Origin of the sequence: Skermania piniformis (assembly GCF_019285775.1) — a bacterium.
Lineage (GTDB): Bacteria > Actinomycetota > Actinomycetes > Mycobacteriales > Mycobacteriaceae > Skermania > Skermania pinensis.
Genome location: NZ_CP079105.1, coordinates 864,488 through 883,567 on the forward strand (window position 1 = coordinate 864,488; position 19,080 = coordinate 883,567).

Below are 19,080 nucleotides of genomic sequence, written 5' to 3' on the forward strand. Positions count from 1 at the left end.
GATGGACCTGAACTGGTCAGCCGAAGACCTCGCCTTCCGGGACGAGGTGCGGGCGTTCCTCGACGACAAGCTCACTCCGGAGATCCGGCGCGCGGGCCGCCTGATGACCAGCGTGTACCCCGATCACGAGGCCAGCATGGCCTGGCAGGCGATCCTGCACGAGCGGGGTTGGGCGGCGCCGGCCTGGCCGGTCGCCTACGGCGGTTGCGACTGGTCGCTCGCCCAGCACTACCTGTTCGGTCGGGAGTCGACGCTTGCCGGTGCGCCGTTGCTGTCGCCGATGGGAATCCGGATGGTCGCCCACGCGATTCTCGGGTTCGGCACCGACGAGCAGAAAGACTGGTTCCTGCCGCGGATCTTGACCGGCGAGGTGTTCTTCTGCCAAGGCTATTCCGAGCCGGAGTCCGGTTCGGACCTGGCGTCGTTGTCGATGGCCGCGGTCGACGACGGCGACGATCTGGTCTGCACCGGCAGCAAGATCTGGACCACCCACGCCACCGAGGCGAACTGGATCTTCAGTCTGGTGCGCACCTCGCGGACCGGGAAGAAGCAGGAGGGCATCACGTTCCTGCTGATGCCGATGGATCTGCCCGGCATCGAGATCCGGCCGCTGGTGATGACCTCCGGCGAAGAGGTGCAGAACCAGGTCTTCTTCGACGAGGTCCGGGTGCCGAAGCGCAACGTGCTCGGCCGGATCGACGAGGGCTGGACCGTGGCGAAGTACCTGCTCAACTTCGAGCGCGGCGGTGCGTTGGCGCCGGCGCTGCAGGTCTGGGCCGACGAACTGGGCGAAGCCGCGGCGGCGCAGCCCGGCCCGGGCGGTCGGCCGTTGGCACAGGACCCGGCGTTCGCCGCAAAGCTGGCCGATATCCGGATCCGGACCGACGTGCTGGAGATCCTGGAGTTCCGGACGATCGCGGCGATCGCGCAAGGTCGTAACCCGGGCCCGGCGGCGTCGATGCTCAAGGTGCTCGGCACCGAGCTGAGCCAGGCGCTGACCGAGCTCGCCCAGGAGGCCGCCGGTCCGCGCGGCCGGGTGTACCAGCCGCACGCGACGATGCCGGGCGGGCCGATCGCCGAGTTCTCCCCGCCCGCCGACGGTTATGTGAGCGGCCTGGACTGGCAGGCGGTCGCACCGCTGCGGTACTTCAACGACCGAGCCGGTTCGATCTATGCCGGCAGCAACGAGATTCAGCGCAACATCCTGGCCAAAGCAGCCCTCGGACTGTGACCGCCCCAGCGCTGTGACGGCCCTGAACTGTGACGGCCCTGAACTGTGACGACCCTGGAACTGCGACGACGTCGTAAGGACTCGAGATGGACTTTTCCCTCACCGAGGAGCAGGAGATGCTGCGCGACACCGTCGCCAAGTTCCTGGCCTCGCGATACAACCTGGCGGACAGCCGAGCGGCGGCCAAGACCGGACCCGGCTGGCAGCCGGAGATCTGGCGGGGTTTCGCCGAGGAGCTGGGCATCCTCGGCGCTACCTTTCCCGAGAAGGTCGGTGGCCTCGACGGCGGTCCGGCCGAGCTGTTGGTGATCACCGAGGCGCTCGGCTACGCGTTGGTCATCGAGCCGTACGTCGAGACCGTGGTGCTGGCCGGCGGCCTGCTGCAGCGGGCCGGCGGCGAACGGGCCGATGCGTTGTCGGAAGCGATCGTGGTCGGTGACGCCGTCGTGGCACTCGCCGCCGAGGAGCCCACCTCGGCCGGCGACTGGCGCGACGTGCGCACGACCGCCCGGCGCGACGGCGCCGAATGGGTGCTCGACGGCACCAAGATCGTGGTGTCGGCGGCGCCGATTGCCAATCAATTGCTGATTACCGCGCGGACCGCCGGTGGCGAGCGCGATACCGAGGGCATCTCGCTGTTCCTGCTCGATTTCGACGCGAGCGCACCCCCGGCCGGGGTGACCGTACACAGCTACCGGACGATCGACGACCGCCGCGCCGCCGACCTGAGTTTCGACGGGCTGCGGCTGCCGGCCGACGCGTTGCTCGGCGCCGCGGGCGCCGCGTGGGAGTCGCTGGACCGCGGTATCGACGAGGCGACCGCCGCGGTGGTGTCCGAAGGGGTCGGCTGTCTGCGTCGAGTACTCGCCGACACCGTCGAATACGCCAAGCAGCGCAAGCAGTTCGGTGTGCCGATCGGTTCGTTCCAGGCGTTGCAGCATCGCATGGTGGACATGTTCATGGAGGTCGAACAGGCCGTTGCGGCGCAGTACTTGGCGTTGCTGTCGCTGGATGCCGAGCCGGCCCGGCGGGCCCGAGCGGTATCCGCGGCCAAGGTCACCCTGGCTCGGGCGGCCCGGTTCGTCGGCCAGAACGCGGTGCAGCTGCACGGTGCGATGGGGATGACCGAGGAACTGGCGGTGGGCCACTACTTCAAGCGGCTGACCGCGCTGGAGCAGGAGTTCGGCTCGGCCGATCAACACCGGGCCCGATACGTGGCGCTCGCCGGATAGCGGCCGACGACTAGTCGTCGGCCGTGGTCGCCGTTGCCGCGCCGGCCCACCGCTTCCGGTTGCGCCAGCCGACCAGGTCGTAGCGCCAATCGAACGGCCAGGTGCGGGCGACCGTGTTGACCAGTGCGACGCCGAGCGCGGAGGGGTCCGCCGGGTCGGACAGCAGCGCCCGCTGCTGGCGTGGGCCGGCCCGGAAGAAGCTGTCGAACATCGCGGCACTCTGTTCCCGGGTGAGTCGACCCATCCCCGCCAGACCGCGGCGACGCATCCAATAGACGGTGCGCGCCGGGGTGGGCCACAGCGCGGCGACCGGATCGGTGCCGGCGACGAGGGCGGCGACCGCGGTATCCACCCGGGCCAGCGAATCGGCGACACTGTAGCCGGTGCACGGGTGCATCATCCCGCCGCGCGAGCCGAACGGGATCGGCCCCCGCAACGGCCGGAATCGGCGGGGTGGTGGCTGATCCAGCGGATAGTGGCAGGCCTCGTCGGTTTCCGTGCCGGCGAGTTCCACCCCGTGGTGGGCCAGCCGGTTCAGCACCCGCCGCCGCAGCTCGGCTTTCGGCAGACCGCCGGGTACCCCCAGGGTGGTCTCCTCGAAGATCACCGTTCCGTCGCCGATCGGCACGGAATAGAGGAACGACGGCGGGTCGTCCTCGCCGGCCCCGTTCTCCGGACGCCAGTCCAGGAGCAACGCCTCGCCCGGCGGCACCAGCGCCGCGGCCCGGCCGGCGTCGACGAACACGCCGTACGCGCTGGCCGCGGGCCGGCTGCGCACGGGGGGAAGTCCCCGAGCGTCGAACACCACCGTTGCGGCGAGCGCGCGGCCATCGGCCAGCACCACCCGATGCTGGGTCAAACCGGTCGCCCGCTGCGCCTCGACGTGTGCGGTTTCGATCGGCAACGCGCGGCGAAGTTCGTGCTTGGCCAGCACGACGTACGGTCGAACGATCTTGTGCTCGGTGGTGGCCCAGACCGTCGGCGCTTCGACGCGGGTGGCGACGACCGTCGGGGGCAGCCATTCGGGCAGTTCGTCGAGCCAGGCCGAATACGTCGGCCGCCAGATTCGATCCGGTCGCGGGTCCACCACCGCAACCGAAAGACCGGCGGCCAGGCATCGGGACGCGAGCCCACGCCCGGTCGGGCCGAGACCGACGACGCAGACGTCATAGTGCATGTTGCCCATTCAACCGGGCTTCGGGCTATTTCGGGGTGATCCAGGCGGTGATATCCGCGTGTACTACCTCGATTCCGGCCCGATCGTCGATCGCTACCGGGATCAGCAGGTCGGTGCCGGTGGTGATCGCGGAAAAATCGGGGATCGAGTCCAGCTTTGCTGTCGCGCGCAGGCCGGACTCGGCCTTGTGCAGGTACCGCACGCTCATCGCCTTGGGAATCCACCGGTGCGTGTCGGGCACGGTCGCTTCGGCCAGCATGCCCATCGCGATCTCGGCCAGGTTGCACGCAGCGATCGCATGAAAGGTGCCCAAATGGTTGTGGATACCGATCCACTTCGGTGCGGTCACTTCACAGTGCCCGGGCTCGAGCACCCGAACCGTCGGAAGCACGGTGCCGAAGTACGGCACCCTGGTGACCATGCCCAACGAGAACAGCGCCTGCCCCAGCCGATTGTCGGGCAGTTTCTTCCAGCCGCGATAGGTTGCGGATTCGGTCGTCACGGGTCGACTTTATGCCCGGTCGGTGGGGTGTGGGTCGGCCGGCGCAAATCGCTCGTAGGCGGCGAGGGCCAGGCGACGATGCGTGGCGTCCATCAACGGGACATGCCAGCCGGAGGAGATCGGTTCCAGATATCCGATCTCACCGTCCGCGCTCAGGTACCCGTACTCGGTGAGGTAATGGTGAAGTATGGGGCTCTGCGCGCGCATCTCTGCCACATCGACGGTGAAGATGCAGAAGCCGACGTAGAACTGCTCGCGAGCGACACCGAATCGGCAGCGGTCCAGATCGACGTCGGCGGGAACGCCGTGCCGGATGAGCAATGCTCGGTAGCGCTCCACGGTTGCCGTGCGGTTGGGCATTTCCGGCGAAAGCACGAACCGATAGGTACCCCCCCGGGCGAGATTCTGTGCGATCACCGCGAGGAACCCGCTCGCGAAGAATCCTTCCTCGACGCCGTTCTCTATTTCGAGAATATCGTCGGTCAGGTTCATGGTCACGATCGTGCTCGCCGTGCTGAACCGCTCGAGTTCGAGGGATTGCTGGTAGTCGAGCATCCCTTCCGGGGCGGTCGGGCGCTTGGCGACGGCCATCGCTGCGTTGGCGACCTGCGCGGAGAGAATCGACCCGATTTTGGTCACATACGCGGATTGGTTGGCGATGTCGGTGCGCACATTCGCCATGTTCAACTCGAACAAGCGGGCCAGCGGGCCGTAGTCGAGCGCTCCGCCCGGTCCACCGATAGCGTCTTCGCCGAAGATCAGATAGTCGAGCGACACCTTGAACAAATCGGCGAACGCGACCAGCTTGTCGAGGCTCGGGGTGGTGTGTCCGTTGATGTACTGCGATAGCGCGGCCGGCGTAACGCCGAGCTCGTCGCACACTCGTCGCCGCCCACCTTTGTACTCTCCTTGATCGACGAGCGAACGAAGTACTTCGGGAAACTTTATCTCTTGCATGGGTCGATTTCCTCGGTATATGGGCATCGACATGTTCTTATGTCGCCGCAAATCGCTGAGGAGTGGTTAAGAAAAGCTAAATTTTCTGACAAGCGACGTTCAGTACTACTTGACGTTAGCCCGCGGCCGACCGATCATCAAGTTTGTCGGCAGAAATCCGTTCTCCGGTTCCCGAAAACCCCGGTTGTCCGGGGATGGCTTCTCGGCTCGGCAGTGCCCGAGCCGCGTGCGGAGGGAGTGGGTGGTGGGCGACAACGATCAACTGATACCGAACAGCGACGACTTGCCGGGGCGGCGGGTGAGTGAACCGAGGTCGCTGCACCTCTGGTGCCGGGGATCGGTGTCGCCGCCGATCGGGCAGACGAGTCTCGACCCGGATCCCGAGCACGTACGTGGGGCGCATCTGCAATCGCTGAATTGCGAGACGATCCGGTGCTTGGACGGCCTTGCCGGCCGAAAGCTGGAGTGGTGGGCGTGCCGTGATCGGGCCGGGCAGGTGACCGCGACCTTCTACGGTTCCGGCGGACTGGCGGTCAGTGTTCCGCTGGTCACCTCGGGCGCCGAACTCATCGACTACGTCCGATGCGATGTGCTCGGTCGTCCGCTGGACCACGAGGAGATCGAACACCGGCCGCGGGCCGGGGCGGGTCGGCGACGTACTACGCCACTCGACGTCACGGCGGCGGAGATCGGGCTCGATCGGCGGGCGCGTGGCGTGCTGGCGAACCTGCCGAACTCTGCGCGCCGCGGTCTGCTCCATCCGCTGTACACCCGGGGTGAGCGGGTCCGGCGCTGCGATTGGCACTACGAAGGTGTCCCGGCGGAGCTCTCGATGTTTCTGCTGTATCTGGTCGGCGACAACCATCTGACGGTGGCGTACGGTCGCCGGACGATTCCGGTCGGGCACACCACCGCCACCGCACACTGGTCGTTGCTCGTCGAGTGTCGGCCTGTGGTCGAGCAGCGCGTCGCCGTCCTCCGGTACCCGGGAACCCGCTAGCGGCAGCGCCGGGCACGCCGAATCGGCTGATCCGGGCCTGATTTGGAACCGTCCGAACGGCTGGGGCATACTGTTCGGGTTGCCCGGAGCCGGTCGGCACATTTTGTGCGGCTCGGACCCGGCGATGAGGACGAAGCAGTATCCTGCGCTCGCGAGAGCGCGACCGGCTCCATCTCTCCAGCCCAGCTCATCCAGGCAAGGTCGGAGAATGAGCGGCGCGGCGACACGCCCGACCGCGGGGGTCGGGGAACCACGACAGGTGAACAGCGGCAGCGGATCGATCGGGCGATGTCCCGTCTCGGTCGGGTGTGCTGGGGGCCGGTCGGCCGGGGTATTGCGCTCGAAACCGACGAGACCAGCGACTCGACGAAGGACAGGGACTCAGCGTGGCGGGACAGAAGATCCGCATCAGGCTCAAGGCCTATGACCACGAGGCGATCGACGCGTCCGCGCGCAAGATCGTCGAGACGGTGACCCGGACCGGGGCGCGTGTGGTCGGCCCGGTGCCGTTGCCGACCGAGAAGAACGTGTACTGCGTCATACGTTCGCCGCACAAGTACAAGGATTCGCGTGAGCACTTCGAGATGCGCACGCACAAGCGGCTGATCGACATCCTCGACCCGACGCCGAAGACGGTGGATGCGTTGATGCGCATCGACCTGCCGGCGAGTGTCGACGTGAATATCCAGTGAGGCGCGCAGATCCGATGGCGGCAAACTCCAACACATCAGATACGTCCGCGAAGGCGCGGCCGGCGACCGGAATCCTCGGCACCAAGCTCGGGATGACGCAGGTCTTCGACGACAAGAACCGGGTGGTTCCGGTCACCGTCGTCAAGGCCGGTCCGGCCGTGGTGACCCAGATCCGCACCGAAGAGCGGGATGGCTACAGCGCGGTGCAGATCGCGTTCGGCGCCGTCGATCCGCGCCGGGTGAACAAGCCGGAGACCGGCCACTTCGCCAAGGCCGGCGTGACCCCGCGACGGCACGTCGTGGAGATCCGGGTCGCCGACGCCGGACAGTTCGAGGTCGGTCAGGAGCTGACCGCCGAGGTGTTCAGCGACGGCGCATTCGTCGACGTCACCGGCACCAGCAAAGGCAAGGGTTTCGCCGGCACGATGAAGCGGCACGGCTTCCGCGGCCAGGGCGCCAGCCATGGTGCGCAGGCCGTGCACCGGCGGCCGGGTTCGATCGGCGGCTGCGCTACTCCGGGCCGGGTGTTCAAGGGCATGCGGATGTCCGGCCGGATGGGCAACGACCGGGTGACCACACAGAATCTGACCGTGCACAAGGTGGACGCGGAGAACGGCCTGCTGCTGATCAAGGGCGCGATCCCGGGTCGTAACGGCGGCGTCGTGATCGTCAAGAGCGCTGTGAAGGGTGGTGCTCGGGCATGACCAGCCTCGAGAAGAAGACGGGTGCGAACCTGACGCTCACCGTGAAGGTGCCGGGCGGGGGCAGCGACGGAACGGTCGACCTGCCGGCGGAGATCTTCGATGTGGAGCCGAACATCCCGCTGATGCACCAGGTCGTGGTCGCGCAGCTGGCGGCCGGCCGGCAGGGCACCCATGCGACCAAGACCCGCGGCGAGGTCCGCGGTGGTGGCCGCAAACCGTACCGGCAGAAGGGCACCGGCCGCGCGCGGCAGGGCTCGACCCGGGCGCCGCAGTTCACCGGCGGCGGCACGGTGCACGGTCCGCAGCCACGCGACTACAGCCAGCGCACCCCGAAGAAGATGAAGGCGGCCGCGCTACGCAGCGCCTTGTCCGACCGGGCGCGCAACGACCGGATCCACGTGATCAGCCGGCTGGTGACCGGGGAGAGCCCGTCGACGAAGGGCGCCAACGCGTTCCTCACCGAGCTGTCCGATCGCCGAAAGTTCCTGTTGGTGGTCGGTCGGACGGACGAGACGGCCTGGCTGTCGGCGCGCAACCTGCCGACCGTGCATCTGCTCTCGCCGGATCAGTTGAATACCTACGATGTGCTGGACAGCGACGACATCGTGTTCAGTGTCGATGCGCTGCGCAGCTTTCTGGACAGCCGTACCTCGAGCGCTACCGGGACCGGCACCACTGTGGAGGCAGTCGAATGACCACGATCGCCGACCCGCGTGACATCCTGCTCGCGCCGGTCATCTCGGAGAAGTCCTACGGGCTGATCGAGGAAGGCACCTACACCTTCCTGGTGCACCCGGACTCGAACAAGACGCAGATCAAGATCGCCGTGGAGAAGGTCTTCGGGGTGACGGTGACCAGCGTCAACACCGCGAATCGGCAGGGTAAACGGAAGCGGACCCGGTTCGGTTACGGCAAGCGCAAGGCCACCAAGCGCGCACTGGTGACGCTTTCGGCCGACAGCAAGCCCATCGAGATCTTCGGAGGACCGGTCGCATAATGGCTATCCGCAAGTACAAGCCGACCACTCCCGGTCGCCGCGGCTCGTCGGTTTCCGACTTCGCCGAGATCACCCGGTCCACGCCGGAGAAGTCGCTGGTCCGCCCGTTGCACGGAAAGGGCGGGCGGAACGCGCACGGCCGGATCACCACCCGGCACAAGGGCGGCGGACACAAGCGCGCGTACCGGCTGATCGACTTCCGGCGCAACGACAAGGACGGGGTGCCGGCCAAGGTCGCGCACATCGAATACGACCCCAACCGGACCGCGCATATCGCACTGCTGCACTACGCCGACGGCGAGAAGCGGTACATCATCGCGCCGAAGGGGGTCAAGCAGGGCACCCGGATCGACGCCGGTGCCAACGCCGACATCAAGCCGGGCAACAACCTGCCGCTGCGGTCGATCCCGACCGGCACCACGGTGCACGCGGTGGAGCTGCGGCCGGGCGGTGGCGCCAAGCTGGCCCGATCCGCCGGGATGAGCATCCAGCTGCTCGGTAAAGAAGGCAGCTACGCGGTGCTCCGGATGCCGTCCGGCGAGATCCGGCGGGTCGACGTGCGGTGCCGCGCCACCATCGGCGAGGTCGGCAACGCCGAGCAGTCCAACATCAACTGGGGCAAGGCCGGCCGGATGCGGTGGAAGGGCAAGCGCCCGACCGTGCGCGGTGTCGTGATGAACCCGGTCGACCATCCGCACGGCGGTGGCGAGGGTAAAACCTCCGGCGGCCGGCACCCGGTCAGCCCGTGGGGGCAGCCGGAAGGCCGTACCCGCAAGCCGAACCGTCCCAGTGACAAACTCATCGTCCGCCGCCGGCGTACCGGCAAGAAGCGCTGAAGGAGGAGGTAACCAATGCCACGCAGCCTCAAGAAAGGCCCGTTCGTCGACGACCACCTCCTGGCGAAGGTGGACGTACAGAACGAGCGGAACACCAAGCAGGTCATCAAGACCTGGTCACGCCGTTCCACCATCATCCCGGACTTCATCGGGCACACCTTCGCCGTCCATGACGGTCGCAAGCATGTGCCGGTGTTCGTCTCGGAGAACATGGTCGGGCACAAGCTCGGCGAGTTCGCGCCGACCCGCACGTTCAAGGGCCACATCAAGGACGACCGGAAGAGCAAGCGGCGATGAGCGACACGAGTACCGCGCCGGTCACCGCACGGGCGACCGCCAAGCATGTCCGGGTCACGCCGATGAAGGCGCGCCGGGTGGTCGATCTGGTTCGCGGCCGGTCGGTCGCCGACGCCCTGGCGATCCTGCGGTTCGCGCCGCAGTCGGCGAGCGAGCCGGTGGCGAAGGTGGTCGCGAGCGCGGCGGCCAATGCCGAGAACAACCTGGGCCTGAATCCGGCCACCCTGGTCATCTCGAAGGCCTACGTGGACGAGGGCGCCACGCTGAAGCGGTTCCAGCCCCGCGCGCAGGGCCGGGCGTTCCGGATCCGCAAGCGGTCCAGCCACATCACCATCGAGGTCGAGTCGATTCCGACCGTCGGTGGATCTCGCCGCCGGAAGGGAGGGGCGAAGTAAATGGGACAGAAGATCAATCCGCACGGCTTCCGTCTCGGCATCACCACCGACTGGAAGTCCCGGTGGTACGCCGACAAGCAGTACGCCGAGTACGTCAAGGAAGACGTCGCGATTCGCAAGTTGCTCGCGACCGGTATGGAACGTGCCGGCATCGCGAAGGTCGAGATCGAACGCACCCGCGACCGGGTTCGCGTGGATATCCACACCGCTCGGCCGGGCATCGTGATCGGACGGCGTGGTGCCGAGGCCGACCGGATTCGGGCCGAACTGGAGAAGCTCACCGGTAAGCAGGTGCAGCTGAACATTCTCGAGGTGCGCAACGCCGAGTCCGAGGCGCAGCTGGTGGCCCAGGGGGTTGCCGAGCAGCTGTCGAACCGGGTGGCGTTCCGCCGGGCGATGCGTAAGGCGATCCAATCCGCGATGCGGCAGCCGAACGTGAAGGGCATCCGGGTGCAGTGCTCGGGCCGGCTCGGCGGCGCCGAGATGTCCCGGTCGGAGTTCTACCGGGAGGGTCGGGTGCCGCTGCACACGCTGCGTGCCGACATCGATTACGGCCTGTACGAGGCGAAGACCACGTTCGGTCGGATCGGCGTGAAGGTCTGGATCTACAAGGGCGACATCGTCGGTGGCAAGCGCGAGCTGGCCGCGCCGGCGGCGCCGTCGGGTGATCGGCCGCGTCGGGAACGGCCCAGCCGGCCGCGTCGTTCGGGGTCCGCCGGTACCACCGCGACCAGCACCGACGCCGGGCGAGCGGCGACCGCCACCGCCGACGAAGCGCCGGCGGCGCAGACTCAGGAGGGCTGACCCATGCTGATGCCACGGCGGGTCAAGCACCGCAAGCAGCATCACCCGCGCCGCAGCGGCGGCGCCAAGGGCGGCACCGCGGTCGCGTTCGGGGATTACGGAATCCAGGCGCTGGAGCCGGCGTACATCACCAACCGGCAGATCGAGTCGGCGCGTATTGCGATGACCCGGCACATCAAGCGTGGCGGCAAGATCTGGATCAACATCTATCCGGATCGGCCGTTGACCAAGAAGCCGGCCGAGACCCGGATGGGTTCGGGTAAGGGCTCGCCGGAGTGGTGGGTGGCGAACGTGAAGCCCGGCCGGGTGCTGTTCGAGATGAGTTACCCGAACGAGGAGACCGCGCGGGAGGCCTTGCGCCGCGCGATCCACAAGCTGCCGGTCAAGTGCCGGATCGTGACCCGGGAGGAGCAGTTCTGATGGCTACCGGAACCCCGGCCGCCGAGCTGCGCGAGCTCACCGCGGACGAACTGGTGACACGGCTGCGCGAGTCGAAGGAGGAGCTGTTCAATCTGCGGTTCCAGACGGCGACCGGGCAGCTCGACAACAACCGCCGGCTACGGGTCGTGCGGCACGAGATCGCGCGGATCTACACGATCATGCGCGAGCGTGAACTGGGCCTGGCCAGCGGTCCGGCGAGCGACGGAGATGCGGCATGAGTGAGGACGGCGTGACCGAGAAGGCAACCGAGGAGCGGGGCCGGCGCAAGGTTCGCGTCGGCTATGTGGTGTCGGACAAGATGAACAAGACCATCGTGGTCGAGCTGGAGGATCGGGTGAAGCACCCGCTCTACGGCAAGATCATCCGCACCACCACCAAGGTGAAGGCGCACGACGAGCAGGAGACCGCCGGGATCGGCGATCGGGTGCAGCTGATGGAGACCCGACCGCTGTCCGCGACCAAGCGGTGGCGGCTGGTCGAGGTGCTGGAGAAGGCCAAGTAGCCGACTCCCCGAGGTCTGCGACGGCCCGCTACCCCGAATCGGGTGGCGGGCCGTTGTGCTGAGCGCGCTCGGGCCGCCGCCCGTCTCCCGCGAACGGCGAGTTGGTGATCGCGGACTGCGTCGGCCCGGCGTGCGATGACCAAGGCCGTCGCGTCTGGTCGGTGTGGTATCAATAGCGGTATCATTCCGGGCATGGCATGGCATGGCATGGACTATGCGGCTGCCGGAGGATGAAGAGAGCCAGCTCGATGCCCAGGCGGTAGCCGAGGGACGCTCGAAGAGCGAGGTCGCTCGCGACGCCGTACGCGAGTACGTTCAGCGACACCGTAAGTGGTCCGAACCATTGTTGACCGATGACGAGACGGTGGACCTCGGTGGTCCGATCACGCGGCACGAGATCCGGAAGGTGATGGACGGCGTCGCTCGGTGATCGTGGTCGCGGATACATCGGGCCTTCTTGCGCTGTTCAACAAGAGCGATCCCAGCCACTTCGCCGCGCGGCGCGCAGCCGACACCGCGAGCAGTCTCGTGGTAACCCCATTGGCGCTGACCGAGGTGCATCCCGCCGCAAGTACGATCGGCTCGATCTAGATCTTGTCGACGCAGTATGCGTGGTCGTCGCCGATCGGGTCGACACGGACGCCATCCTGACCCTCGACCGTCGAGATTTTCGGGTTCTCCGGCCGCAGTCGAGACACTCGGCGTTTCGACTGCTGCCCGACGACGACGTGTCGTGAGGACTAGCGACTCGCGTCGCCGAATCCGACACGGTACGGCTGGCTGGTCAGGTGCCAGCCCCCGCAGAACGGGCATTTGTAGACGCGCTGCTCTCGGCGCCGCTGGTCGCGGCGATCCATGCTCGCGAGCGTTGCCTCGGCGGTATCTCGATCGGCATAGGCGAGCTTGCCGGTGGTGCACGCTGCGATTCGGGGCAGCGGCGGTAGCCCAGCGAGGTCGTCGCCGCATCGCAGCTCCAGCGGGGTGTGTCGTCGCGGGTTGACGTACTGCCGCCGGCGTCCGCAGCGTCGGTTCCGCGGCTTGCTCATGGTGTCGTCCGTTCGGGTACTCACGCCACGCCGCGCTGCTCGTCGCCGGTCGAGCTGTCGGCGCTCGCGTCGGTGATCGCGGCAGCAGCCTCGGCGAGCAGCCGATGGATGCCGGAGTGAATTCCGCTGCAGGAACTTTCGATCTTCGTGGCGCTCTTCTGGATAGCGCCGGCCGCCTTCTTCACCTCGTCGAGTTGTCTACCTGTTCGAGCGCCAGGGCGATCTTCTCCTCGGCAGCGGCGACGTGCCGCCCGCCGGTGCGCACGTTCGCGGCGAGCGCGGATGTCCGGAGCAGGAGAATCAGCGTGCGGAGTAGCGCGGGATCGTCGCGTTCGGGATCGAACGCGGCGACGAACCGCCGCGCGCCGATCGTCCGGATGCTGTGCCCGTCGTTCTGCGCGGCATTGCGCACCAGGCCGAGCGCCGCCACCGCGCCGCGGTTCCGCTCGGCCTCGTCGAGGTAGTCGCCCCAACCACGCCGGGCGGAGTCGGTCATCTCGATGACCAGGTGTGCCGTTCCGTCGGCCATCCGGAGTACGCCGTCGCCCTTCTTGCAGCGGGCGATCCGGCCGGCGCAGTCGCTGGTGTCGACGTACTCGTCGCCGAGGCCCACGGCGATGTCGTCGAGCAACGCGTGCATGCGCGCCGCATAGGAGTCGCCCTTGATCGGGGTGACCTTCGCCAGCTTGGTCGTCGCTTGCTGCACTCGCACTTCGGTAGTGAGTTCGGCGAGCTTGGTCGAGACATCGGCGTTCTGCTTCGTGATCAGGTCGGCCAACGCTTGCTGTTGGGCGTCGAGCGCACGGGCATGCGCTGCCATCGGCGAGGTCGGATCGCTCATGTCGAACTGTCTGACCGCCTTCGCGATCACCTCGCTGGTCGCGGTGGATGCGCGGACGTCCAGGTCGGCGGCGAACCTGGCCAGCAGTGGCTGCAGCCGGTCGAGCAACTCCGGATTGTCGCCGCCGACGAGGCGTCGCATCTCGGCGTTCATCGACGCCGACGCTTCGGTCAGCGTCGCGGAGAGCTGCTTTCGGGTGGCGGCGTCGGCTTCGGTGATCGCACACCGTGCCTCGGCAGCGGCCGCGGCGACAACCTCGGCGGCGGCCTTCGCCGCCCGGCCGGTTGCTTCGGTCGCCGTCGTGGTCGCCTCGGCGGCCCGGTCTCCCGCATCTCGGACCAAGCGCTCGAGCACCCGCGCTTCCTGCGCCTGACCGGTGGCCGACAATGCCAGCGCGCCGATCTTGACTGCCTCACTGATGAAGGTAGTGAGGTCGGCACCGGCGAGCGTGTCGACGTTCTCGACCACCGGCCCGCGTTCGCCGGTGGTCCAGCGCTGCGCCTCGCGCGTGATGTCTTTGTCACGCAGCGTGATTCCGGCGATCTCGACCGCGGTCGCGGTGTCGTCGAAACGGGCTCCTGCATCGATGGCGTTCACGGCACTCCTGTTCGTTTGCTCCTGCAGTCGCTTGTTCGACTGCGTGGTGCCGAGCGTCGTCCCGGTGTCTATAAAGATCAATGTGAGGCCGTGATAAACCCCCTTATCAGTGACCATCAACCGTGATGAGAGCAATCTTGTTACTGTTCGGGTCGGAGTCGGGAAGGAGGCATCACGTGGGCACTCTCACAATGCAGGACGTCGCCGACCTGGCGAAAGTGCGCCGACCGGTCGTCAGCATGTGGCGCAAGCGTCCGGTCGTCCGCGGCGTCTCGATGCCGTTCCCGGATGCGACCGAAGTGGTGGCCGGGGTGGAGCGATTCGATGCGGTCGCGGTCACCGAGTGGCTGGAGCGCACCGGGCGGGGCAACAATGCCGGTGCTGCGCTCGACGTGGCCGCGGTCGCGGCGCCCAGCGGAGCCACCGTCGAGGACGTGCTGACGTTGCTGTGCTGGCAGGTGCTGACCGGCGCGGACCTCGGCGGGACGACCTGGGACGAGCGGGTCGCCGCAGCCCGCGCGTTCGATCCCGATGACACGCTGCTACTCCGGGAGATGCAGGGACTGCGGCCCGACGACGCGGTGCTCGACTTCGTCGACGACCTGATCGGTGCGTCGTTGGGCTCTGCGGACGCGCTGTCCCGGCTCGACCGAGGACGGTTGACCCGTGAACTCGGGGTCCGCGACCTCACCCCGGCGGCGATCGGTCTGGTGCGGTGCGTGGCCCGGGCCGCGGTCGCGTACCTGGGCGAGGGTACGGCGCTGGTCGGCGACGACCCGCTCGCGTTGGCGGTCGCGGACGGATTCGAGCAGATCGTCATACCGAGCGATCGATCGTTGCGCCGCCGCGCCGTGGTGATAGGTGTGTCGGTAAGCGACGTGGTTCCGCGGTCGCGGGTCGTGGTGAGGTCGCTGGCCGGCCTCGATCCGGCAGCGGCGCTCGATCGGGCCGACGAGGCCCTCCTCGGGCTGGAACGAGACGACATCGCCGTTCTGCTGGGCCCGGCTTCTGCGCTGTGTGACGACCTGGCCGGGCCGCTGCAGTCGCGCCGTGCGGGAACTTTGCGCGTGCGGAATCTGATTGCTGCGCTGCGACTCCCACGGGGGATGTGGCGCGCCGCGCACCGCCAGAGTCTCGGCGTCTGGGTCTGCCGTGGCGGTGCGGCCGAACCGTCGCCCTGGGTCGCGGACCTGGCAGCCGGGCGCCTCGTGCTCGATGATCTCGAGGCGGATGTGGCGGGTGCGCTGGCCCGGTCGGGAAACCGTGCCTACCGCTATGCCCGCCGGATCGACGTGGCGCGGGTGCTCGCCGCCGGTGCGCTCGTCCCGCGCGGAACGCGTGCTTTGCGGATACGCGGCCTGGATGCACCCGCCCACCTGGATCGGGTGCACCGCGCGACCGAGCTGACCGCGACGACGCCGGACCCGCTCGACGTGCTGGTGGCCCCGGCGCCCGGCCGAGTCGAGTTGCGGCGCCGCTCACTCGGGGAACTGCAGGCCGACGGGCTGGTAGCGGTGAAGCGGGGGAGCCGGATCGATGCCGCGCATGCGTCGGCGGACGGCACCGTCGTCGTCCTGCCGGAGGCGACGCTGCGCCTGGACCCGTTCGACGCGGCGCGGCACTACCCGCGAGCCACCCGGACCGAACCGGGCGACGTGATCGTCGTCGAGAAGCCGGTGCCGCGGGCCTGGGTCGACCCGGTCGGTGGTGCGCTGGTGGCCTCGCCTGCCCGGATTCTGCGGATCGATCCGCGGGCGGTGTGCGGGCCACATCTGCTGGCCGCCGTGATCAACGAGACCGCCGAGGCCGGCAGCGAGTGGCCGACCTGGAGCGTGCCCGAGATGAGCCCGGACGAGGCGAATCGGCTCGAGGTCGTGCTGCTCGCGATCGACCGCTACGAGCGCGACCTGCGTCGGCGCTCGGACGCGGTGCACGACCTACGACAGGCCTTGATCGACGGGGTCGCCGCCGGCGCTCTGACCCTCGACGCACAACCCACCACGCCCGGCATCGCCGGGTCGACTCGATAGGAGCAGGCGATGCCGCCACGCACACGCAAGAACGCCGCGCCGGAAGCGCCGTCGACGATGAAGGAACTCAAGGACACGCTGTGGAAGGCCGCGGACAAGCTGCGCGGGTCGCTGTCGGCCAGCCAGTACAAGGACGTCATCCTCGGGCTGGTGTTCCTCAAGTACGTCTCCGATGCCTACGACGAGCGCCGCGCGGCGATCCGCGCCGAGCTCGAGGCGGACGGGATGGACGAATCGCAGATCGGCGACCTGATCGACGATCCGGAGGAGTACCAGGGCTACGGGGTGTTCCTGGTGCCACCCGCGGCGCGCTGGACGTTCCTGGCGGAGAACGCGAAAGGGTTGCCCGCGGCCGGTGAGGCGGCGGCGAAGTCGGTCGGTCAGCTGATCGACGAGGCGATGGATGCGGTGATGACGGCGAACCCGTCCCTGGCGGGCACGCTACCGCGACTGTACAACCGGGACAACATCGATCAGCGCCGGCTCGGCGAGCTGATCGATCTGTTCAACAGTGCACGGTTCAGCCGGCAGGGCGAGCACCGGGCGCGCGATCTGATGGGCGAGGTGTACGAGTACTTCCTGGGCAATTTCGCCCGCGCCGAAGGCAAGCGGGGCGGCGAGTTCTTCACCCCGCCCAGCGTGGTGAAGGTGCTGGTGGAGGTGCTCGAGCCCACTCGCGGCCGGGTGTACGACCCGTGTTGTGGGTCGGGCGGCATGTTCGTACAGACCGAGAAGTTTATCTACGACCATGATGGCGACCCGAAAGATGTTGCGGTCTATGGCCAGGAGAGCATCGAGGAGACCTGGCGGATGGCGAAGATGAACCTCGCCATCCACGGCATCGACAACAGCGGGCTCGGTGCGCGCTGGGGGGATACGTTCGCTCGTGACCAGCACGGCGACGTGCGGATGGACTACGTGCTGGCGAACCCGCCGTTCAACATCAAGGTATGGACCCGCAACACCGACGACCCGCGCTGGCGCTACGGTGTGCCGCCCGCGAACAACGCCAACTACGCTTGGATACAGCACATCCTGTCGAAGCTGGCACCGGGCGGCAAGGCCGGGGTGGTGATGGCGAACGGCTCGATGTCGTCGAACTCCAACGGCGAGGGCGATATCCGGGCCCAGATCGTCGAGGCCGACCTGGTGAGTTGCATGATCGCGCTGCCGACCCAACTGTTCCGCAGCACCGGTATTCCGGTGTGCCTGTGGTTCTTCGCCAAGGACAAGGGTGCGGGACCGCAGGGGTCGATCGACCGCAGCGGCGAGGTGCTCTTCATCGACGCCCGCGAACTCGGCTACATGGTCGATCGCGCCGAGCGGGCGTTGAGCGAGGAGGAGATCGTCCGCATCGGCGATACCTACCACGCCTGGCGCGGGTCGGCGTCAGCCGCGACGAAGGGAGTCGAGTACGCCGACATTCCAGGTTTCTGCAAATCGGCGACCTTGGCGGACATCAAAGGAGCGGACTACGCGCTGACGCCGGGGAGGTACGTCGGGTCTCCCGAGGTGGAGGACGACGGGGAGCCGCTGGATCAGAAGATCGCCCGATTGAGAGCGGAGTTGCTCGCGGCTTTCGACGAGTCGGCCCGGTTGGAGAAGGTTGTGCGGGAGCAGTTGGAGCGGGTCGGTGGGTGAGTGGCGAACCGTGCGTCTCGGCGACGTTGCAGCCGAGGTCACTGTCGGACATGTCGGTCGCATGGCCGATCAGTATCAGCGATTGGGGGTCCCGTTTCTCCGATCCCAGAATGTCCGGCCGCATCGGATCGATACCACTGATCTGGAGTACATCGACGATGCGTTTCACGCGAGCCTGAAAAAGTCTGCTCTCCGAGCCGGCGATGTCGTAACTGTCCGAACGGGAAGTCCGGGCCAGTCCGCCGTAGTTCCAGGTTGGCTCGATGAGGCGAATTGCTCCGATCTCGTCATTACTCGTCCCGGCCCGCTGTTGGACGCGCGTTGGTTAAGCTACCAACTCAACTGGCTAACGAGTACCCACATCGCATCGCGACTCGTGGGCGCAGTCCAGCAACACTTCAACGTTCGGGCCGCAAAAGAGCTTGAGCTGTGCATGCCTGGCGTCGATGAACAACGGGCGATTGCGGAGGTGCTGGGCGCCCTCGACGACAAGATCGCCGCCAACACGAATTCACAACGGTTGTCAGCGACGTTGACCACGTCGCTCTACAGGCACGCTGTAGACGCCGACTCGTTGTCGGTGCCATTCTTTCGGATCCTGAATGTCGACTTCGGCGAAGCGTTTAAGGGTGATCAGTTCGCATCAACTGGTGAAGGTCGACCCCTTATCAGAATCCGCGATCTGACCTCCTTCGAGCCACAGGTTTGGACAGTGGAACGGCGGCCCGCGGAAGTCACGGTTGCCCCCGGAGATGTCGTCGTGGGGATGGACGGAGAGTTCCGCGCCACGTGGTGGTTGGGTGATCCCGGGTTGCTGAACCAGCGGGTATGTCGGGTGCATTCGAGCATTGCTGGGGGTGCTTTCGTGGCAGAAGCCATCCGTGGCCCGCTCGCGCAGATAGAACGGGAAAAAACGGCGACCACAGTTATCCACCTGAACAAATCGGATCTAGAGCGCTCCAGCGTGCGTGTTCCGGCGCCGACCAAGCTGACTTGGTTTGAGGGCTGCGCCGAGCCTGTGGTAGCCGCGTTGGTTTCGGCGGCGCGGGAAAATCGAGTCTTGGCTCGCACCCGCGACGAACTCCTCTCCCTCCTGTTGTCCGGCAAGCTCCGGGTCAAGGACGCCGCGGCGGTGGTGAGCGATGTCGTCTGACCGCG

25 protein-coding genes are annotated in these 19,080 nt (G+C 67.4%); 19 read left to right on the forward strand and 6 right to left on the reverse strand.

The annotated features are described in order from the left end of the window. Position 1 precedes the first annotated feature (1 nt). Positions 2-1,231: an acyl-CoA dehydrogenase family protein gene (locus KV203_RS03830; RefSeq protein ID WP_066468728.1), complete on the forward strand. Its 1,230-nt coding sequence runs from the start codon at positions 2-4 to the stop codon at positions 1,229-1,231. A gap of 86 nt (positions 1,232-1,317) precedes the next feature. Continuing rightward, a complete protein-coding gene (locus KV203_RS03835) occupies positions 1,318-2,463 on the forward strand; it encodes an acyl-CoA dehydrogenase family protein (RefSeq protein WP_066468726.1) in 1,146 nt (381 codons plus the stop codon). Between the two features lie 10 nt (positions 2,464-2,473). Here the strand turns inward: KV203_RS03835 and KV203_RS03840 are convergent, their stop codons facing one another. Genes KV203_RS03840 through KV203_RS03850 form a run of 3 tightly spaced genes read right to left on the reverse strand, consistent with a single transcriptional unit; the run spans position 2,474 to position 5,024 of the window. Beyond that, positions 2,474-3,640, reverse strand: coding sequence for a lycopene cyclase family protein (locus KV203_RS03840; protein ID WP_306303588.1), 1,167 nt, complete (start codon positions 3,638-3,640; stop codon positions 2,474-2,476). Positions 3,641-3,665: 25 nt separating this feature from the next. Further along, positions 3,666-4,142 (reverse strand): hotdog fold domain-containing protein, encoded by a 477-nt coding sequence (locus KV203_RS03845; protein WP_066468724.1) that lies wholly within the window; start codon positions 4,140-4,142, stop codon positions 3,666-3,668. Positions 4,143-4,151: 9 nt separating this feature from the next. Next, the gene (locus KV203_RS03850) at positions 4,152-5,024 is read right to left on the reverse strand and encodes a helix-turn-helix domain-containing protein (protein WP_066468723.1); all 873 of its coding nucleotides are present in this window, start codon (positions 5,022-5,024) and stop codon (positions 4,152-4,154) included. Between the two features lie 373 nt (positions 5,025-5,397). Here KV203_RS03850 and KV203_RS03855 point away from each other — a divergent pair, with 373 nt between their 5' ends. The 14 genes from KV203_RS03855 (at position 5,398) to KV203_RS19540 (ending at position 12,358) form a co-directional block, all read left to right on the forward strand. Beyond that, positions 5,398-6,099: a hypothetical protein gene (locus KV203_RS03855; RefSeq protein WP_157079740.1), complete on the forward strand. Its 702-nt coding sequence runs from the start codon at positions 5,398-5,400 to the stop codon at positions 6,097-6,099. A gap of 386 nt (positions 6,100-6,485) precedes the next feature. Beyond that, complete coding sequence (gene rpsJ / locus KV203_RS03860) at positions 6,486-6,791, forward strand: 30S ribosomal protein S10 (protein ID WP_003938093.1); 306 nt, start codon at positions 6,486-6,488, stop codon at positions 6,789-6,791. A 14-nt stretch (positions 6,792-6,805) separates the two neighbouring features. Then, the gene (gene rplC, locus KV203_RS03865) at positions 6,806-7,495 is read left to right on the forward strand and encodes a 50S ribosomal protein L3 (protein WP_066468718.1); all 690 of its coding nucleotides are present in this window, start codon (positions 6,806-6,808) and stop codon (positions 7,493-7,495) included. Beyond that, positions 7,492-8,190: a 50S ribosomal protein L4 gene (gene rplD / locus KV203_RS03870; RefSeq protein ID WP_066468712.1), complete on the forward strand. Its 699-nt coding sequence runs from the start codon at positions 7,492-7,494 to the stop codon at positions 8,188-8,190. The genes rplC and rplD overlap by 4 nt, the downstream gene beginning before the upstream one ends. Continuing rightward, positions 8,187-8,492, forward strand: coding sequence for a 50S ribosomal protein L23 (gene rplW, locus KV203_RS03875; RefSeq protein ID WP_066468711.1), 306 nt, complete (start codon positions 8,187-8,189; stop codon positions 8,490-8,492). The genes rplD and rplW overlap by 4 nt, the downstream gene beginning before the upstream one ends. Continuing rightward, the gene (gene rplB / locus KV203_RS03880; protein WP_066468709.1) at positions 8,492-9,328 is read left to right on the forward strand and encodes a 50S ribosomal protein L2; all 837 of its coding nucleotides are present in this window, start codon (positions 8,492-8,494) and stop codon (positions 9,326-9,328) included. Before rplW ends, rplB begins: the two co-directional genes overlap by 1 nt. 15 nt (positions 9,329-9,343) lie before the next feature. Next, positions 9,344-9,625, forward strand: coding sequence for a 30S ribosomal protein S19 (gene rpsS, locus KV203_RS03885; RefSeq protein ID WP_066468707.1), 282 nt, complete (start codon positions 9,344-9,346; stop codon positions 9,623-9,625). After that, positions 9,622-10,020 (forward strand): 50S ribosomal protein L22, encoded by a 399-nt coding sequence (gene rplV, locus KV203_RS03890; protein ID WP_066468706.1) that lies wholly within the window; start codon positions 9,622-9,624, stop codon positions 10,018-10,020. The genes rpsS and rplV overlap by 4 nt, the downstream gene beginning before the upstream one ends. Continuing rightward, positions 10,021-10,824, forward strand: coding sequence for a 30S ribosomal protein S3 (gene rpsC / locus KV203_RS03895; RefSeq protein ID WP_066468704.1), 804 nt, complete (start codon positions 10,021-10,023; stop codon positions 10,822-10,824). 3 nt (positions 10,825-10,827) lie between these two features. Beyond that, entirely contained in the window at positions 10,828-11,244 is a 417-nt protein-coding gene (rplP, locus tag KV203_RS03900; RefSeq protein WP_066468702.1) for a 50S ribosomal protein L16, read from the forward strand. Beyond that, positions 11,244-11,483, forward strand: coding sequence for a 50S ribosomal protein L29 (gene rpmC, locus KV203_RS03905; protein WP_066468700.1), 240 nt, complete (start codon positions 11,244-11,246; stop codon positions 11,481-11,483). Before rplP ends, rpmC begins: the two co-directional genes overlap by 1 nt. After that, positions 11,480-11,767 carry a 30S ribosomal protein S17 gene (rpsQ, locus tag KV203_RS03910; RefSeq protein WP_066468698.1) on the forward strand — a complete coding sequence of 96 codons (288 nt, stop codon included), beginning with the start codon at positions 11,480-11,482 and terminating at the stop codon, positions 11,765-11,767. The genes rpmC and rpsQ overlap by 4 nt, the downstream gene beginning before the upstream one ends. A 202-nt stretch (positions 11,768-11,969) precedes the next feature. Next, positions 11,970-12,197 carry a ribbon-helix-helix domain-containing protein gene (locus KV203_RS03915; RefSeq protein ID WP_083529914.1) on the forward strand — a complete coding sequence of 76 codons (228 nt, stop codon included), beginning with the start codon at positions 11,970-11,972 and terminating at the stop codon, positions 12,195-12,197. Beyond that, the gene (locus tag KV203_RS19540) at positions 12,194-12,358 is read left to right on the forward strand and encodes a PIN domain-containing protein (protein ID WP_246600526.1); all 165 of its coding nucleotides are present in this window, start codon (positions 12,194-12,196) and stop codon (positions 12,356-12,358) included. Before KV203_RS03915 ends, KV203_RS19540 begins: the two co-directional genes overlap by 4 nt. A gap of 149 nt (positions 12,359-12,507) precedes the next feature. On the opposite strand, the gene KV203_RS03925 is transcribed toward KV203_RS19540, so the two are convergent. The 3 genes from KV203_RS03925 to KV203_RS03930 are packed head-to-tail and all read right to left on the reverse strand — an operon-like array spanning position 12,508 to position 14,368. Further along, positions 12,508-12,813: a hypothetical protein gene (locus KV203_RS03925; RefSeq protein WP_157079739.1), complete on the reverse strand. Its 306-nt coding sequence runs from the start codon at positions 12,811-12,813 to the stop codon at positions 12,508-12,510. Between the two features lie 20 nt (positions 12,814-12,833). Then, positions 12,834-12,998 carry a hypothetical protein gene (locus KV203_RS19545; protein ID WP_246600528.1) on the reverse strand — a complete coding sequence of 55 codons (165 nt, stop codon included), beginning with the start codon at positions 12,996-12,998 and terminating at the stop codon, positions 12,834-12,836. Then, on the reverse strand, positions 12,995-14,368 hold the full coding sequence (locus KV203_RS03930) for a Fis family transcriptional regulator (protein ID WP_246600530.1): 1,374 nt from the start codon (positions 14,366-14,368) through the stop codon (positions 12,995-12,997). Before KV203_RS03930 ends, KV203_RS19545 begins: the two co-directional genes overlap by 4 nt. A 59-nt stretch (positions 14,369-14,427) precedes the next feature. On the opposite strand from KV203_RS03930, the gene KV203_RS03935 reads away from it, so the two are divergent. The 3 genes from KV203_RS03935 to KV203_RS03945 are packed head-to-tail and all read left to right on the forward strand — an operon-like array spanning position 14,428 to position 19,075. Next, the gene (locus tag KV203_RS03935) at positions 14,428-16,281 is read left to right on the forward strand and encodes a hypothetical protein (protein WP_066468691.1); all 1,854 of its coding nucleotides are present in this window, start codon (positions 14,428-14,430) and stop codon (positions 16,279-16,281) included. A gap of 9 nt (positions 16,282-16,290) precedes the next feature. Next, positions 16,291-17,922 (forward strand): class I SAM-dependent DNA methyltransferase, encoded by a 1,632-nt coding sequence (locus tag KV203_RS03940; protein ID WP_066468689.1) that lies wholly within the window; start codon positions 16,291-16,293, stop codon positions 17,920-17,922. Continuing rightward, a complete protein-coding gene (locus KV203_RS03945; RefSeq protein WP_157079738.1) occupies positions 17,915-19,075 on the forward strand; it encodes a restriction endonuclease subunit S domain-containing protein in 1,161 nt (386 codons plus the stop codon). The genes KV203_RS03940 and KV203_RS03945 overlap by 8 nt, the downstream gene beginning before the upstream one ends. Positions 19,076-19,080: the final 5 nt, after the last annotated feature.